The sequence below is a fragment of the Streptomyces piniterrae genome (assembly GCF_005048155.1).
Lineage (GTDB): Bacteria > Actinomycetota > Actinomycetes > Streptomycetales > Streptomycetaceae > Streptomyces > Streptomyces piniterrae.
On record NZ_SUMB01000004.1, the window covers coordinates 746,494 to 761,251 of the forward strand.

Sequence of the window (14,758 nt, forward strand, 5' to 3'; positions counted from 1 at the left end):
GCCGTCGAAGCGTCGAGCCGACGCCGAGCCGACGCCGAAACCGATACGTCGCGAACACTCGACCCTGGCGGCCGCGACCGTGCTGCTGTGGCGGCGGCCCTGCGACCCCCGCTGTACGGTCGCCACACGCCCCCGTGCGGGCCGTGTCACTTGCTCACGGACTTCAGAATCCGCACCTCGCCGCCGAACTGGTTCTCCGGCTTGTGCTCCTTGATCAGAGCATCGTTGAAGTCCTCGTTCTCCTCGTGGTTCTTCGCCATCCGCTCCAACGCCTTGCCGATTTCGTTGAGCTTGGTGGCAAGGTGCTCCATCGAGTCCGTCATGCCGTCGCGCAGGCCTTCGTAGACCACGCCGAACTTCTCGCCGAGCTCGTCGTCACCCCACGGTGGGGTGCCCTCCTTGTCGCTGAAGGTGGTCAGGCCCTTCCAGGCGTCCTGGGCGACACTCGAGAACGTCGTCTCCTTCGGCGCTCCGCCTCCGCCGCCTCCGCCGTCACCCTGCGCGGCCAGGCCGTTCTTCAGCCTGGTGGTCGCCTGGTAGAAATCCCTGCCGATCTCGGAGAAGCTCCTCCCCTCGGCCTTCAGCATCTCCGGATTGCTCTTGAACCCGTCGCCCATGACTGCTCCCCCGTTCAGCAACCGGCATTATCGAGCTGCCGGTTCACGTCCGTTTCATATCTTTGCCAGCGTACCCAGAGGCACTGACAAGCCCTCAACCCCTGGGGGTCACAGTGTTGTCCCGGGAGCGTCCGGCCGATGCACCTTCCGAGACAAAGCGATCACGCCGTGTTCGGGGTAACCGATGTCGAGCTCGAGAACCCGCAACGGCGTCTGGGTGCCGTCAGGCCCGGTGGGCGCCGCGGCCGGTGGGGCCTTGACCGAGGAAGGGGCGGGCCATTTCGCGGGCCTCCCAGCGTTCGCCGGTAGACGTTACGCCGACGAGACGGCCCGAGCCTCCGTGGGCACGGGCCCTTGGTCCGTATCCGGCCCCCGGGGCTCAACCCCGGTGTCCACCCCGCCCCCGCTTCTTCGGCCCCGTGACCAGGTTGGTCGAAGGACCGTCGTACTCGGCGCGCTCCTTCTGCTCTTCCTCGTCCCGCTTGCGCTCCCACTGCTCGCGCTTCTCGCGCTCGGCCTCGCGGTCCTCCATGGTCTGCGACTCGGCGGCGCGGCGGATCTCGGTCATGCGGTCGCCCAGCGCGTCCATGTAGCGCTCGTTCTTGATGGCGTCGGTCATTCCCATACGTCCCGACAGGATGCCCTGGGCCATCTCCTGGAGCGGTCCGCTCACATTGGGGTTGTTGGCCAGAGTGCGCAGCGCCTTGTGGAGGCTGTGAGCCTGCTCCGGGTCCTGCGCGGCGTCCATCAGCTCGGAGTCGTCGATCTCCCGCTCGCCCGGTCTCGGTCCGCTTCCCGGCCTGTTGGTCATGAGAACCCCCATCGAGCCCCAGAGGGCCCTTCGCACGCACCGAACGCGGATTTCGCACTCGCTACAGCCTGCTACAACTTTTGACGAGCTTACCCAGCCGACCGTTTGGACCGTCACCCGGGCGCATCCGCGCGCGCCGCTCGCCACGCTCCCGCACTGCCCGTATGACGGGAGTCATGACTGTGTGGGCCTGGCCAGGTGGAACACCTCGCGGGCGGCGTAGCGCCTACGGCATCGGACGATTTTGCGTCGGGTCTGGCCTTCCTTGATGAGAAGGCGTTGGTGGCAAATCCCCGGTCCAGCAGTACGGCCATGCCCTGGTGCAGCGCGCGCAACAGACGCCGTCCGAGGACGGGCTCGCTGGGGTTGCGCGGGCCGAAGACCGCGTCGATGACCGCCCAGGTCCGCAGGCCACCAGGGCGACCAGCAGGACCTGTGGGTAGTCGGAGGCGGCGGGGTAGTGGTTGGCCCCTTTGCCCAGCCGGGTCCGCACGTCCCCATCGTCGGCGACGTCCAGGCAGGTGCCGTCGATGGCGACCGCCAGCAGTCCGGCCCAGCGGGTCCCGGCGGTGCGGATCGCACTCGCCGGGCCGCGCAGCTGGTCGAACAGGGCCCGCATCGAGCGCACGCCGAGCCTGGTGCGGGCGCGCCACAGCGCGGTCGCGATCATCATCGGCAGTGACAGCGCCTCAAGGACGTCGCTCAGCTTGCGACTCGCAGCCTGGTAGCCGCATTTCTCGAACAGCGTGACCGTGAGCGCCAGGTAGACCACTACCCGGGCCGGAAGTTTCCGCAGCCGCTGCTATGACAGGCTGTTCGGACAGCGGAGCCTCCGCTCCATGTGAACGGCTTGTCTTGCCACACCAGCCGGTTCTACCGGGGCTCCGCTGCTCGTGTCCGGCGCCCTTCCAGGCCAGCCCTTGCTTACAGCCACGCCCAGCCCCATCACTTCACGGCCTTGGCCCTTTTACTCGGTGATCGTTCCCGGCCCCAAGAGCAGGGATTCGCGCCTCTCTGCGATGACGATCTTCACGGAACCCGGGATGGTGTGGGCGTCGAGCGGGTGCGGGGGTTTCGGGAGGACGAGTGTGTGGAGGTGGGGAAAACGGGCGAGCCAGTTCATGCCGTGGAAGACGGACGTGTAGCCCTCGCGCAGCCATAGGTGCGTCAGACGCTCTGCCGGTATGTGCGACGCAAGGTCGCGCGGATGGTGCGTGCCGAGAATCTGGATGCGTGCACGGCCACCCATCGCCCGCAGGGCACTCAGGTGTTCGACGCTCGCGGCAGTGAAGTAGAGCTCTCCGTCCTCTGGAAGGTGGGAAATGATCTCCTCGGCATAGGTCGAGCAGTCGAATCGGTGCCAGGACCAAGCCAGTTGGCGGCGAACGAGCATTGACGGGTGCGTCCGGAAGAGAGCCAGATAGGCGATAGCGGCGTTGGATACCAGCCGGGTGGCGGTGACCACACACGCCTCGGCCTGTCCCTCGTCGAGGTGTTCCGGCCCGGGCAACATCGACACGACGTTCGGCCCACCGTACTCGGCCAGGCGGCGGGCCGCCGTGAGATTGTTCGGCGGCAGAAGGCCGCGAGTCAGCGACATGATGGATTCCTGCAGTGCGGAATCCACCTCGGGGGCGTGGTCCAGACACGATCGCGCAAGGAGGACGCGGCGCAGGGGGAGCCTGCGCCTCCCGTTCTTGTCCGATGGGGGAGACATCCGCGCCCGATGGAACCTGAGCTGCGGCCTCCCTGGACTTGTTTCCTCATGGAGCTGCTCGTCGGTGAGGACGGGAACGAGTCCACGCAGGATGCGGGCGCGTTCATCCGGACGCCCGTGGGCCACCGCCATGCGGATGACGTCCTCCCACTGGGAGTTCTCGGCATTGTCCTGAAGCCAGGGAAAATCACGGGCCTCGACGATGGCCTTGGCGGCCAGGTAGTCCTGGAAGGTACGGTGAATGAAATCCATGGTGTCGGCGGTGGGTTGCCGCAGCACTCCACTGCGGTCGAGCAGATAGCGCAGCACCGTCTCCGCGTCGGCGTCGATGTGCGTCATCGACGGCAGGTGCGCGGCCAGGACAGCGCGTGCATCGTCCCGGTCCATCTCCGACCGGTCGTTGCGGACCATCCAGTGTGCGAGGCGCTGCAGCAGCGCGATCTGAGGTTCCCTCCCGATCCGCAAGTCACCCCGCTGGTGCATGCCCCGCTCGAGGTCACGGCGTTCCAGCAACATGGCCAGGGCGGCGTCGTAGAGTTCCTTGCGGTCCTCGGGCAGAAAGCCGCGACGTTCGCGGTGCAGAGCGCAGAGCAAACCGCACATCAGTGGGTTGACAGCAAGATGCCCGAGGTCGGGTTTGGTGCGGACGGCCGTCAGCAGGGCGTCCGCCGACTCGTCCCCGGCCACCGCCGCGGCGTGCCAGCGGCGGATGAACGCGGTGATGTCTTCCTCCGACATGGGCATCAAGGACAGCTCGGCGAAGGTGTCGGCCTGAAGCCAGTCGTCCTGCACCGCGGAGGGCCGTGTCGTCACCAGCCACAGGTTCTTCGGGAAGGCCGCAATGAGCCGGTGCAGCCATTGCCGCGCGATCTCCCGCATGTGGTGGGGGACTTCGTCGACCCCGTCGATGAGGAGGAGCCCACGGCCGGCTGAAAGTACGCGTTCCGCCCAACCCTCGGGCTCGGTGAGGGGAAAGCCGACCGAGGACAGGAACTCCGCCGGCCTCGGAAGCGTCTGACGGGCGATGGTGCGGAGGGGAAGCACGAACGGCACACGTCCGCGCAGTCCACCCAACTCATCAGGTAACTCCTGACGGACGGTGGAAACAGCCAGCCATTGCAGGAGAGTTGTCTTGCCGGAGCCCGCCAGACCGCGCAGCAACACCCGGTCCCGCCCGGCCAGGATGCGCTGGGTGGGGATGGGCACCGCCGGGCCCTGCCTGGTCTCGGCCTCGAGCGAGATGTACGCGGCGTCGAGCTGCCACTCGCGTGCCTGCCCCAGGTCCAGCCCGTAGATCGTCAACTCACCGTGCCGGCGGACGAGTTGTTCCGCATACCGTGCCTCGAACTCCGCGTCCTGGACGACAACACTGGGAACACGCTGCAGCAACGCTGAAACGTCGGACTGCATACGCCCCTGGCGCCGTGTCTGCTCCACGAGCGTGCGCGCCACGAACGTGGAACGCTGGGTAAAAAAGTGAAGAATGTGTCGGCAGGCCACACGCAGCACAGCGTCGTGCAATGCCACGGCGCCCTCCGACAGGAACAGGAACGTACTCGCCGACACGGCCCCCTTCAGCCGCAGCGCGAACCTTTCCTCCCCCAGCTCCACGGCCTGTACGTCATCCATGTCGAGATCGCCGAGTGCATGCAGGGTGAGGGCCAAGGCGTGCGCCGTGGCGGCCTCCTCGTCCGCGGCCGGCCGATCGCTCGCCGGCAGCGGCTCGACAGCCCGCCGCACCAGTTCCGTCGCCAGCTTGAGCAAGTCCTGCTCACTGAGACTCTTCTTCTCGCCACGGTAGGACAGCCACCCCGAAACCCGGACGGGGCGCTCCACGATCCCCGCCCCCGCACCCTCCGCTACGAGCAATTTCTGCACCAGCGGTTTGAGTGCGGCCGCCCCCAGCCGCGTTCCGATGACCGACAGATCCATCCTGGGCATCCCTCCCGTGTGCCGCAGTGCCGCGCTGTGGCGATCGAGTATGTCGGACTCTCTCCTCCGTAGGTCTGGATTCCTGGCATTCGCCGGGATCGGCGCTCCAAGCGGACCCGCTGCCGAAGCGGTCGTGGTGTCCCGGGTCGTCCGAAACCGGCGAAGAGCAGCGACAATCGGCGCGTCGCCCCGAGGCTCTGGTTGGGACGAAGGCCCAGCCGCCCGGCTGACGTTGGCTCGCGGTCGCCTGGCGCCCTCCGAGATTCTGACCGACTACGGGCAGCGGTCTCGGATGTTGGAGACCGTCCGCGTTCTGAGCCACAGAGAGGGAGGAGGGGGTTGGGGTGGGGGTCCGTGCGCGAGCCCGACTCACTCTCCATGTTGGCAAGTGACGTCTAAGTATCCAGTATGGCAAGTGACTCTCCCTCCGGTCTCATAGACCCGACGACTGCACGCGCGGCACTGGACATCGTCGGCAGCGCGCGCACTCGCGTTGCAACGCACATCAAGAGCCCGTGGTGGTACCACCCAGGACTCGGAGCCTCTCTCGCCTTCGCTTTCTCGTCGGTCAGCATCGACTGGGACCTCATTCCCTACGGCGTCGTCCTCGGGCTCATGGTCATCCCGATGGCGCTGACGATGCTCCTCAAGAGCTCCACGGGTGTCGGCGTCGATCACTACACGGCCACGCCGGGCGCCCGACGACTGTCGATGGTCTACTCACTGCTGCTCGGCGCCCTTCTCGCCCTCGGAGCGGTCCTTCAGTGGGGGATCGACTTCCGCTGGGCGATGGCCGGATGCGGGGCAGCGGCCTTCCTCCTCACAGTCGTCACGGGGCTTCGCATAGAGCGGGCTCTCCACAGGGACGTACAGGCCGGCGCATGAGCGAGCCCGCGTTCGACGAGGTCCTCCACCCGGCCAACCGACTTCGGATCTGCGCCATGCTCGCGGCCGCCGACAGCGTGGCCTTCTCGACCATCCAAGAGGCCCTGGGCATCAGCGACTCCGTACTCAGCAAGCAAGTCAAGATCCTCCAGCAATCCGGCTACCTGGCCGTCGCCAAGAAGACCTCGAACTCTCGCGCACGCACCTGGTTGTCCCTCACCCCCACCGGCCGCAAGGCACTGGCTGGACACTTGGCCGAGTTGCGCCGCATCGCCGAACTCGCCGGCCCTGCTCCGGAATGAGCCTCGAAAAGCTCCCGGGACCTCGGGCGCGGGCGAGGCGAAGCTGCGGGCGGCCGCGCCCCGTCGGCAGGCGTGTCCACTGCCCTGCGGTACGGCCTCGGCACCAGCCACGAAGCGGTCACCAACACCGACTACCGGCACCTGGGGGGTCGACCCCGGACTCCGACCGTCTTGCAGGGCGTCCTGACTGGCAGCACATCGCGAGGCCACGGTCCTGGCGGGGTGTCACCCATCGCGCAAGCCGACTTGATCGTTCTCAAGGTCACCATGGCGACCTTGGCCAAGACCCCTTTGGGACCCGCCCCTTCAGCAGGCCGATCTTGCCGCGGCCCCTCCCCCGGCGTCATCGATCCGGCGCGAGGATCTGCCCGGGAGGACCGCCTCCGAGATCCCCAACGGCATCGGGCACTCAGAGTTGACCGGATTCGTCGATGACGACCTTCTGGGCGGTCTTCCCCGACTGGCTGCCCAGCGCCTCGACCTTCTTCACCACGTCCATACCACCGGTCACCTCACCGAACACGACGTGCTTCCCGTCCAACCAGGAGGTCACCGCGGTCGTGATGAAGAACTGCGAGCCGTTGGTGTTCGGGCCGGCATTCGCCATGCTGAGGAGACCGGGCCGGTCGTGCTTGAGCTGGAAGTTTTCGTCCTCGAACTTGGCGCCGTAAATGCTCTTGCCGCCGGTTCCGTTGTGGTTGGTGAAGTCGCCTCCCTGGAGCATGAATTGGGGAATGACCCGATGGAAGGTCGAGCCCTCATAGCCGAAGCCATGTTCGCCGGTACACAGCGCGCGGAAGTTCTCCGCCGTTTTGGGCACCACGTCCGCGAAGAGCCGGAACGTGATCCGCCCGAGAGGCTGACCGTTAGCGCTGATCTCGAAGTAGACCTGGGGGTTAGACGTCGACATGCCGCTCATGGTCACTCATCCCGGGTCGTAGGACGGTGTTGGCACCGCCACCTGCACCCGCACGGGTGAGGGGCTGCCACCCTGGCGGCTGCTTCAGCCGGCGCCCGCGGGGCGCGTGCAGCCGGCGCGTCCCGCGGCACCCGAGAGTAGGACTTCGACGGGTTCGCCGGCCGGCCTCATGCACCGCCTCGGCCGGGGTGGTTGAAGCCGTTCGATGACGTTTGCGTGCACACCCTGCCGGGGGGGACGGGCGCGGCGAGGCTGGACAGGGGGTAGCGGGCGCCGCATGGGGTGTTTCCTCTGTGCGGGGGCAGGGCGTGACGGCGGCGTCGTGTGATCAGGGGGCTGCCGGCGCTGCCCACTCGACGAACTGGACGATCACGCCGTTGGGGTCGGTGATCTGGAAGAGGCGTTCGCCCCAGGGCTCCTCGCGCAGCGGCATGGTGATTTCCACTCCCTCGGCCTCCAGGCGCTTCTCCTCGTCCTGGATGTCGGTGGTGGTGAAGGCGAGGATCAGGCCGGAGGCGCGCTGGTCGCGCTGGTCGGCCGGCAGGATCTGGGTGCCGCGGGCGAGTAGGACGATGTCGACCGCGGCGTCCTGGCGGGTCAGGGAGGCGAAGCCGTCGGCGGCGGCCTGTTCTGTGTAGCCGAGGTGGGTCGTGAAGAACTGCTGGGAGGCGGCGACGTCATCGACGGTGAGCGAGACGGTGGAGGCGGTGATCTGCATGGTTTTTCTCCTCAGTGGTTTCCGGGAGGGGGAGTTGCCGGTGCCGGTCGGGCGCCGGTCGCCGCGGGGCAGAGGGCAGAGGGCAGAGGGCAGAGGGCAGACCAGGGTGCGTCCGTCGCGCTCGGCCAGGCCGAGCCGGGCCCGGTGAAGACGGCCGGGAATGCGGAGGGAGGTGGGGTGGGGTCGGGTGAGGTGGGGTTTCGGGATGGGCACTTCCGTTCTTCGCTCCGTGGCAAATTTGCTACGGACGTAAAATTAGCCCGGAACCCCCAAGCGGGTCAACATAAAAATACTACGAGTGTAAGATTGCCCCATGGCTACTGAAACCGTCTCGTCCGCACCGCCTGCCGGCTTGCGGGAGTCGAAGAAGCAGGAGACCCGGCAGCTCATCTCCGACCACGCCACCCGCCTGTTCATCGCCCAGGGCTTCGAGCAGACGACCATCGCCGAGATCGCTGCCGCCGCACGGGTCGCCAAGAAGACGGTGACCAACTACTTCCCACGCAAGGAAGACCTGGCCCTGGACCACCAGGACGCCTTCATCGGCTCCTTGGCCCGCACCGTGACCGATCGCCAGGCCGGCGAGTCCGCCCTGGCGGCACTGCGCCGCGCCTTCACCGACGCGGCCAAGGCAGCCGAACCGGTCGCCGGGTTCTCCGGCCCCGACTTCGCCGGCATGATCGCCGACAGCCCCACCCTCTCCGCCCGCCTGCGCGACCTGCATGACCTGCGCGAGGCAGCCCTGGCCGACGCCCTGGCCGAGGCCACCGGCGCAGCCCGCGACGACATCACCCCCCGCACCGCCGCCGCCCTGCTCGGCGCCGTGCACCGCACCCTGTTCCAGCGCATCCAGGAACTCACCCTCGCCGGCCAGGACAACCCCCGGATCTCCGCCACTGTCACCGCGGCGGCGGACAGCGCCTTCGGCATGCTGGAGCCCTCACTCGCCGACTACGCCACAGCGTGAGTCCGAGCGTCACCCGTCGACTTACCGGTGCCCCTGCCGCGCCCCCGGCCGACCGGCCGGTCGACGCGTGCGCCACGGGGGCGCGCTCGGTGCATGGCAGCGAGCGCGAACCACCGAACAGTCGTCGCGTCTCTCCCAGCGGATCCGCGGACGACAGAGCCAGTGCAGGTGAGCGAACACCGGCTCCACCGGCTCGGGGTCCGATGAGCACGTCGGTCTGCCCGTAGCAGGAGTCGCAGACCGGGCGAGACGATCTTGGGTGAGCGCATGGTGCCGTTGGTCATCTCGGTGGCAGCGCCGCCGGGGTCGGCTGCGAAGACCGAGGTGCCGACACCGCGCAGGCGCTCTGCCAGGTCGAGGGCGTAGGCGAGGTTCGCGAGCCTGGTCCGGCCGTACCAGTGGGCGGTCAGCAGGTACGGCGAGAGGTGGTTGACGGCGAACGACGCCTCGATGCCGTCGACGGTCCGCTGACGATCAGCAACATTGGCCTGGCTCATTCGCTGTCGCACAGGCTCAGAAGGATGACGGCGACGTTTTCAGCCCCTATAGCCTGGGGCGAAAAGGGCAACGTCGAAGCTGGCCTCGGGCACATACTCTTCAGGCGCGCAGGTGAGTTCCTCGAACGAGGCGTGGCTGCCGAGGGCATTCCCAAACCCATCACGAACGCCGTGACCGGCGGGAAGAGCATCGGGTATCAGGGCGCGGACAAAGGAAAGCCGTCTACGACACGGTGTACGACGGAAGAACTCACCACGTAGCCACCATCGTTGGCGACAACGGATTCATTGGCATGGGGAGCGAAGCCGGCATGAGTCACCACTACGACGAGCCTCGGCATCTTCTCGTTCAGGCCAGCGGCGACAGATCGCCGCTGTACACGGCGGAGGCCGGGGTCCACGCCAACGTCGAGCAATTCGCTCTCAACGTACCGGTGGAAGACCCCGAGCTGAGTTTGCCGGACGACCTGGCCCACAGGCTGGTGTCGTGGTCTCAAGCGCGCCCTGAGAACGGGTTCACGTCCCGCCCCCAGTTGCGCAAGTACACCCGGCAAGGCAGGGAAGCCGCCCAGCGCCTGGCAAAGCATCTTGGACCGCTATGGGTCGTTCGCTATAGAGACGAGGCGCACGATTCAGCGAAGTTCGTGTGCTGGGGATGCGACCGGCTCCACTGGACCATTGATGCCCACGGCACACCACCGCACCCGGTCCACATCACCGTGCAGGGCGAGTACCACTGGTATCCGCTCCGCGCTGAAGGATTCGAAGACTTCGCTCCGGACGACCCTGCTACTGCTCTCCACCTGTCGGACATTCTCGTATCCGATCTCTACCAGTGGGCGAAGGACATCGACGAGGCCATGAACACGTGGCTGGAGGACCGTGACGACGCCAGGCAGCAAGCCACGTATGAACGGCTGGACCACGTCGGCGAGGCGCTCGCCGAGCGGGTGGCACGCGAACTGGGTCCAGGAAGGAAGGTGACTTACCGAGGCGTCTGAGCGTGCCCTTGTCGGGGATTCTCTGGCTCCGGCTACTCGCCGGTGACGCCGTCGGCAAGCTCCCGGACGATGTCAAGTTGCCCGACGTGCCTCGCGTACTCCTGGAGCAAATGGAACAGGACCCAGATCAGCGTTGGCCGCTCCTCCTCGGGTGGGACCCGGCCCCCGAGCGTCGCCATCCGGTCCTCCAGCCGCGCGCCGGCGACGATCGTGCGGGACCGCTCACACTGGGCGCGGAAGAACGTGGTCACATCCTCGACGGACTCGCCCGCCTCGACACGCCATCTGCCGCCACGGGCTTCCATATCGCCCCATGGCTGTTCGACCTGCTGGCCTGCGAAGCCCCACTGCAGCCAGCGCAGCTCCACATGGGCCAGATGCTTCAACAGCTCCAGCGGTGCCCAACCGGACGGCAGCCGGCTACCCCGCAGCTCCTCGTCGGTGAGGCCGTCCAGCTTGCGCAGCACGGCGTCACGGTAGAAATCCAGATAGCCGGCCAACAACTCGGCCGGGCAGGTGAGCGTGACATCGGGCTCTGCCGGGGTGGCTTCAGCAGTCATGGCAGTGATGTTAAGCGGGCCCCACAGGCACGCCAGCCGCGAAGCGCCCCGCCCGTCGATGATTCCCCGGTCGTCCCACCATGTGTGTGCGCCTCCATGACGGAGAAGCCGAGCGGCACGGCACGGGCAGGGGCTGTTGAGCGCGCCCGGTGCACGGAAGCGGGGACGCCGGAAGCGGGCACGCCGGGCACGCCGGGTGCGGGAAGCGGTCCAGGGAAACGGGCCGGTCGGAAAACCGGAACCGCGCCCCGGGCCGGCTTGGCGCTTCCTCTGAGTTCCACCGAGTCCCTGTGCCCGTGGCCGGGGGATTGTTCCTCCGAGGCCCGCGAGTCCACGGAAACTGAAGGTTCTTCACCGGGAATGGGTGGGTCCGATGACCTGATTCCGAGGGGTGGATCCGCGGGTTCCGAGTCAACTCGCCGGGTTGGCCTCGGCGCGCAGATCCAGCAGCGCCTGTGCGGAGTCCGCGTAGCGCTTCGCGGTCTGCTCGTCCATCCCTGAACCAATCATGCAGCTCACTGCCGCTCTTGCCGCGGCCACGAATGCGGCGATCGCCGGATGAGTGCCGCCGCCCGCGCGGAAGGCGACCTTCGATCGACGGAACAACGGCAACTTGGTCAACACCACGCCTGCGGGGCTTTGCGCAGTGGCCATTTCCGGAACAAATCCCGCCCCTTGCCCGGTGGCTGCCAGGGCCACCACGGTGCGGAAATCGTTGACCTGGTGGCGAATTCTCGGCTGGAATCCGGCCGCCTGGCAGGCGCGTACGGCCATCGCGTGACCGGTCGTGCCGTCCCGTGCGGTTATCCACGGGGCCTCGGCATAGGGTCCGAGCAGCTCTGCCAATGTGTCGCTGCGGCTGGTGTTCCTGGTCGCGGTACTGGTGACGAGGTACATCGGCTCTTCCAGGAGCGGTACCTCGTCCACTGTGGTGTCCGGTGACGCGGGTACGAAGTCGTAGTCGTGGACAAGGGCCACGTCGAGTTCGCCGGCTCGCAGGCCGTCGGAGACGCGGGCAGAGTCGATTTCCTGCACCATCGGTTCCAGCGCGGGATGCCGTTGGGTCAGCTCGGCCAGCGTGGCGGGCACGATGGTGTGGCCGCCCGAGGGGAACGTCCCGATACGTAGCGGCCCGCCGATGCCGTCCCGCGCGCTGGCCAGCTCGGCGACCGCCAGCTCCAGGCGCTGCAGCACGGCGTCGGCGTGTGCGACGAGGGACCGGCCTGCGGGCGTGAGGATCACACGCCTGCCGCTGCGTTCCAACAAGGCCACGCCTGCCTCGCGTTCCAGCACACCCAGCTGCTGGGAGACGGCGGATGCGGTGAAGGTCAGCGCCTCGGCCACGGCCGCGATCGTGCCCCGCCGGTCCAACTCGCGAAGCAGGTAGAGACGACGAACATCGAGCATAAGTTCAGCTTAGGCATGAAGGTAGAAATCAGAAATGGATCTACCGGGTCAGTGTGAGCCAGGGTTGGACCATGAAGCCCAATCCGTTCTTCGAAGGCCTGTATGTCCCCTTGGTGACTCCGTTCACCGACGACCTGCGCCTGGCCCCCGATGCGCTGGCCCGACTCGCGGACGAGACGCTGTCGGCCGACGCCTCCGGACTCGTCGCCCTCGGCACCACGGCGGAATCGGCCACCTTGACCGCGGAGGAGAAGCAGACTGTGGTGCGCATCTGCTCGGCCGCCTGCCAAGCACACGGCGCCCCGCTGATCGTCGGGGTCGGCACCAATGACACCGCCACCGCCATCAAGTCGCTGCGCGAGCTGGCGGCCACCGGCGACGTAGCCGCGGCGCTGGTTCCCGCGCCGCCCTACATCCGGCCCGGTGAAGCGGGGACACTGGCGCACTTCACCGCGCTGGCCGAACACGGCGGCATACCGCTGATCGTGTACGACATCCCCTACCGCACGGGGCAGACTCTCAGCATCGACACGATCGCAGCGCTGAGCCGCCTGCCGGGGGTCGTCGGAATCAAGCACGCGACCGGCGCGATCGACGCGACCACGGTGGAGTTGCTCGGCTGCCCCCCGCCCGGCTTCGCCGTGCTCGGCGGCGACGACGTCGTCATTTCACCGCTCGTCGCGGCGGGCGCCCACGGCGGAATCATCGCATCGGCCAATGTGCGCACCGCCGACTACGCCGAACTGATCTCGCTGTGGCGCCGCGGCTCCGGTGAACCCGCCCGCAGGCTCGGAGCCGAGCTGGCCCGGTTTTCCGCTGCCCTCTTCGCCGAACCGAACCCGACAGTGATCAAGGGAGTACTGCACGCTCAGGAACGCATTCCCAGCCCGGCCGTCCGAATGCCGTTGCTTGCCGCCGCTGCCAGTACGGTCCGCCGAGCGGCGCTCCTGGCCGGCAGCCGTGCACCCTCGACCGACCCGGCGCCGCGGGCTTCCTCACCCACGCGGCCGCGTTCCTCCCCACGCACGGCATCGAACGGATCGAGCGGGTACTGACCGACATCGCTGCCACACTGCACTCGGAGGCCGGCCACCCATCAGGCGGGCGAACAACCCTCCAGGTCAACACAGGTCAATGCAAGTCGATACATAAGCAATTACTGAGCGGTGAGGAGACACAGACGGGTGGTTGCCAGCGGCGAACAACAACACATACCCGGCCACCGGATCTGGGCGGTCCGCGCGGCGCGGCTGTTCGACGGGTGCACATTGCGAGCGGGGCGCCCGCTTGTGCTCATCGAGGGTTCGCGCATCGCCGGTGTCGATATGACGGGAGCGGCCCCCTCTGGGGATCTGCGCGTTCTGGATCTCGGCAACGCCACGCTGTTGCCCGGGCTCATCGACTCCCACGTGCACCTCGCCTTCGACCCCGACCACAGGTCGAAGCAGGCGATGGTGGACGAAGATGACCACACCACCCTGACGCGCATGCGCTTCCACGCCGGGCAGCAACTGCGGGCGGGCGTCACGACCGTACGGGACCTCGGCGATCGTCACTATCTCGCCCTGTCGCTCCGTGCCCCCTGCACGGCAGGCAGGGAAATGTGCCCGGAGGTTGTCGCCGCCGGGCCTCCCATCACGCGAACTCGTGGACACTGCTGGTTCTTGGGAGGCGAGGCCGACGGCATCGCGGCTGTGGAGGCCGCGGTCGGGGAGCGCGTCGCTCGTGGCGTCGACGTGGTCAAGGTCATGGCGACCGGTGGTGTGACCACTCCTGGATGGGGGCCGCATCAGTCGCAGTACACACGCGACGAACTGGCCGCGGTGACCCGGGTCGCCCATGCGCACGGCAAGCCGGTCACCGCGCATGCGCACGGCCGGCAGGGGATGGCTGATGCCGTCGCAGCCGGCGTCGACGGCCTTGAGCATGCCTCCTTCTTCACCGAGGACGGTGTCGAGCCCGACTGGAAGACCGTTGAGGCCGTGGTGGAGGCAGGCATCTTCATCGGTGCCACCGAAGCATGGCTGCCGACAGGCTCGATGGTCGCACCGCACATGGCCGAGCGCGTGGAGCAGCGAAGCGCGAATTTCGCGCGGATGCACCGCGAAGGAGCGCGGCTGGTCTGCTGCTCCGACGCCGGTGCCGGCCCCCGCAAACCCCACGGTGTGCTCCCGTACGGCATCCTCCACTTCGGCTCTCTCGGCCTCACCAACGCCGAAGCCTTGGCTTCGGCCACCTCTCTTGCCGCACGGGCATGCGGGCTGGCCGATCGCAAAGGAAGGGTCGCCGCAGGCTATGACGCCGACCTCATCGCGGTAGCCGGCAATACGCTGCGGCAGCTGGAGACTCTGCTCGACATCCGGACCGTGATCCGAGCCGGCAGGCTGTTCACGGGCTGACCCCGCTTATCCCGCTTCCGATGCTC

At 67.6% G+C, this 14,758-nt stretch carries 14 protein-coding genes and 2 pseudogenes; 8 read left to right on the top strand and 8 right to left on the bottom strand.

The window, feature by feature from the left end; translation table 11 throughout:
- Nucleotides 1-146 precede the first annotated feature (146 nt).
- The 4 genes from FCH28_RS15870 to FCH28_RS15885 all read right to left on the bottom strand — a co-directional run bounded on the left by FCH28_RS15870 (nt 147) and on the right by FCH28_RS15885 (nt 5,077).
- Nucleotides 147-617, bottom strand: a complete 471-nt coding sequence (locus tag FCH28_RS15870) for a hypothetical protein (protein WP_136740494.1) — start codon at nt 615-617, stop codon at nt 147-149.
- Between the two features lie 379 nt (nt 618-996).
- Entirely contained in the window at nt 997-1,428 is a 432-nt protein-coding gene (locus tag FCH28_RS15875; protein ID WP_136740495.1) for a hypothetical protein, read from the bottom strand.
- Nucleotides 1,429-1,654: 226 nt separating this feature from the next.
- Nucleotides 1,655-2,224 carry a transposase domain-containing protein gene (locus FCH28_RS15880; RefSeq protein WP_136740496.1) on the bottom strand — a complete coding sequence of 190 codons (570 nt, stop codon included), beginning with the start codon at nt 2,222-2,224 and terminating at the stop codon, nt 1,655-1,657.
- A 171-nt stretch (nt 2,225-2,395) separates the two neighbouring features.
- Nucleotides 2,396-5,077 carry an NACHT domain-containing protein gene (locus tag FCH28_RS15885; RefSeq protein ID WP_169314171.1) on the bottom strand — a complete coding sequence of 894 codons (2,682 nt, stop codon included), beginning with the start codon at nt 5,075-5,077 and terminating at the stop codon, nt 2,396-2,398.
- Nucleotides 5,078-5,485: 408 nt separating this feature from the next.
- On the opposite strand from FCH28_RS15885, the gene FCH28_RS15890 reads away from it, so the two are divergent.
- Together FCH28_RS15890 and FCH28_RS15895 are read left to right on the top strand one after the other, a co-directional pair.
- Nucleotides 5,486-5,962: a hypothetical protein gene (locus FCH28_RS15890; RefSeq protein ID WP_136740498.1), complete on the top strand. Its 477-nt coding sequence runs from the start codon at nt 5,486-5,488 to the stop codon at nt 5,960-5,962.
- Nucleotides 5,959-6,264: a transcriptional regulator gene (locus FCH28_RS15895; protein ID WP_136740499.1), complete on the top strand. Its 306-nt coding sequence runs from the start codon at nt 5,959-5,961 to the stop codon at nt 6,262-6,264. The genes FCH28_RS15890 and FCH28_RS15895 overlap by 4 nt, the downstream gene beginning before the upstream one ends.
- 409 nt (nt 6,265-6,673) lie before the next feature.
- Here FCH28_RS15895 and FCH28_RS15900 read toward each other — a convergent pair whose 3' ends face one another.
- Both FCH28_RS15900 and FCH28_RS15905 read right to left on the bottom strand, forming a co-directional pair.
- Nucleotides 6,674-7,183 carry a peptidylprolyl isomerase gene (locus tag FCH28_RS15900; RefSeq protein WP_136740500.1) on the bottom strand — a complete coding sequence of 170 codons (510 nt, stop codon included), beginning with the start codon at nt 7,181-7,183 and terminating at the stop codon, nt 6,674-6,676.
- A gap of 328 nt (nt 7,184-7,511) precedes the next feature.
- Nucleotides 7,512-7,901 carry a VOC family protein gene (locus tag FCH28_RS15905; protein WP_136740501.1) on the bottom strand — a complete coding sequence of 130 codons (390 nt, stop codon included), beginning with the start codon at nt 7,899-7,901 and terminating at the stop codon, nt 7,512-7,514.
- A 313-nt stretch (nt 7,902-8,214) separates the two neighbouring features.
- Between FCH28_RS15905 and FCH28_RS15910 the strand changes: the two genes are divergently transcribed.
- The 3 genes from FCH28_RS15910 (at nt 8,215) to FCH28_RS15925 (ending at nt 10,366) form a co-directional block, all read left to right on the top strand.
- On the top strand, nt 8,215-8,868 hold the full coding sequence (locus FCH28_RS15910) for a TetR/AcrR family transcriptional regulator (protein ID WP_136740502.1): 654 nt from the start codon (nt 8,215-8,217) through the stop codon (nt 8,866-8,868).
- Between the two features lie 425 nt (nt 8,869-9,293).
- A complete protein-coding gene (locus tag FCH28_RS15920) occupies nt 9,294-9,626 on the top strand; it encodes a hypothetical protein (RefSeq protein WP_169314172.1) in 333 nt (110 codons plus the stop codon).
- A 50-nt stretch (nt 9,627-9,676) separates the two neighbouring features.
- Nucleotides 9,677-10,366, top strand: a complete 690-nt coding sequence (locus FCH28_RS15925; protein WP_136740504.1) for a hypothetical protein — start codon at nt 9,677-9,679, stop codon at nt 10,364-10,366.
- A gap of 32 nt (nt 10,367-10,398) precedes the next feature.
- On the opposite strand, the gene FCH28_RS15930 is transcribed toward FCH28_RS15925, so the two are convergent.
- Both FCH28_RS15930 and FCH28_RS15935 read right to left on the bottom strand, forming a co-directional pair.
- Nucleotides 10,399-10,926: a DinB family protein gene (locus FCH28_RS15930; protein ID WP_169314173.1), complete on the bottom strand. Its 528-nt coding sequence runs from the start codon at nt 10,924-10,926 to the stop codon at nt 10,399-10,401.
- A 411-nt stretch (nt 10,927-11,337) separates the two neighbouring features.
- Nucleotides 11,338-12,333 (bottom strand): LysR family transcriptional regulator, encoded by a 996-nt coding sequence (locus FCH28_RS15935; protein WP_136740505.1) that lies wholly within the window; start codon nt 12,331-12,333, stop codon nt 11,338-11,340.
- Between the two features lie 71 nt (nt 12,334-12,404).
- Between FCH28_RS15935 and FCH28_RS15940 the strand changes: the two are divergent.
- The 3 genes and pseudogenes from FCH28_RS15940 to FCH28_RS15945 all read left to right on the top strand — a co-directional run.
- Nucleotides 12,405-13,244, top strand: a pseudogene (locus FCH28_RS15940) (4-hydroxy-tetrahydrodipicolinate synthase family protein); the annotation flags it as partial.
- A gap of 71 nt (nt 13,245-13,315) precedes the next feature.
- Nucleotides 13,316-13,420, top strand: a pseudogene (locus FCH28_RS40100) (IS481 family transposase); the annotation flags it as partial.
- Nucleotides 13,421-13,517: 97 nt separating this feature from the next.
- Nucleotides 13,518-14,732 (top strand): amidohydrolase family protein, encoded by a 1,215-nt coding sequence (locus tag FCH28_RS15945; RefSeq protein WP_136740507.1) that lies wholly within the window; start codon nt 13,518-13,520, stop codon nt 14,730-14,732.
- Nucleotides 14,733-14,758 lie beyond the last annotated feature (26 nt).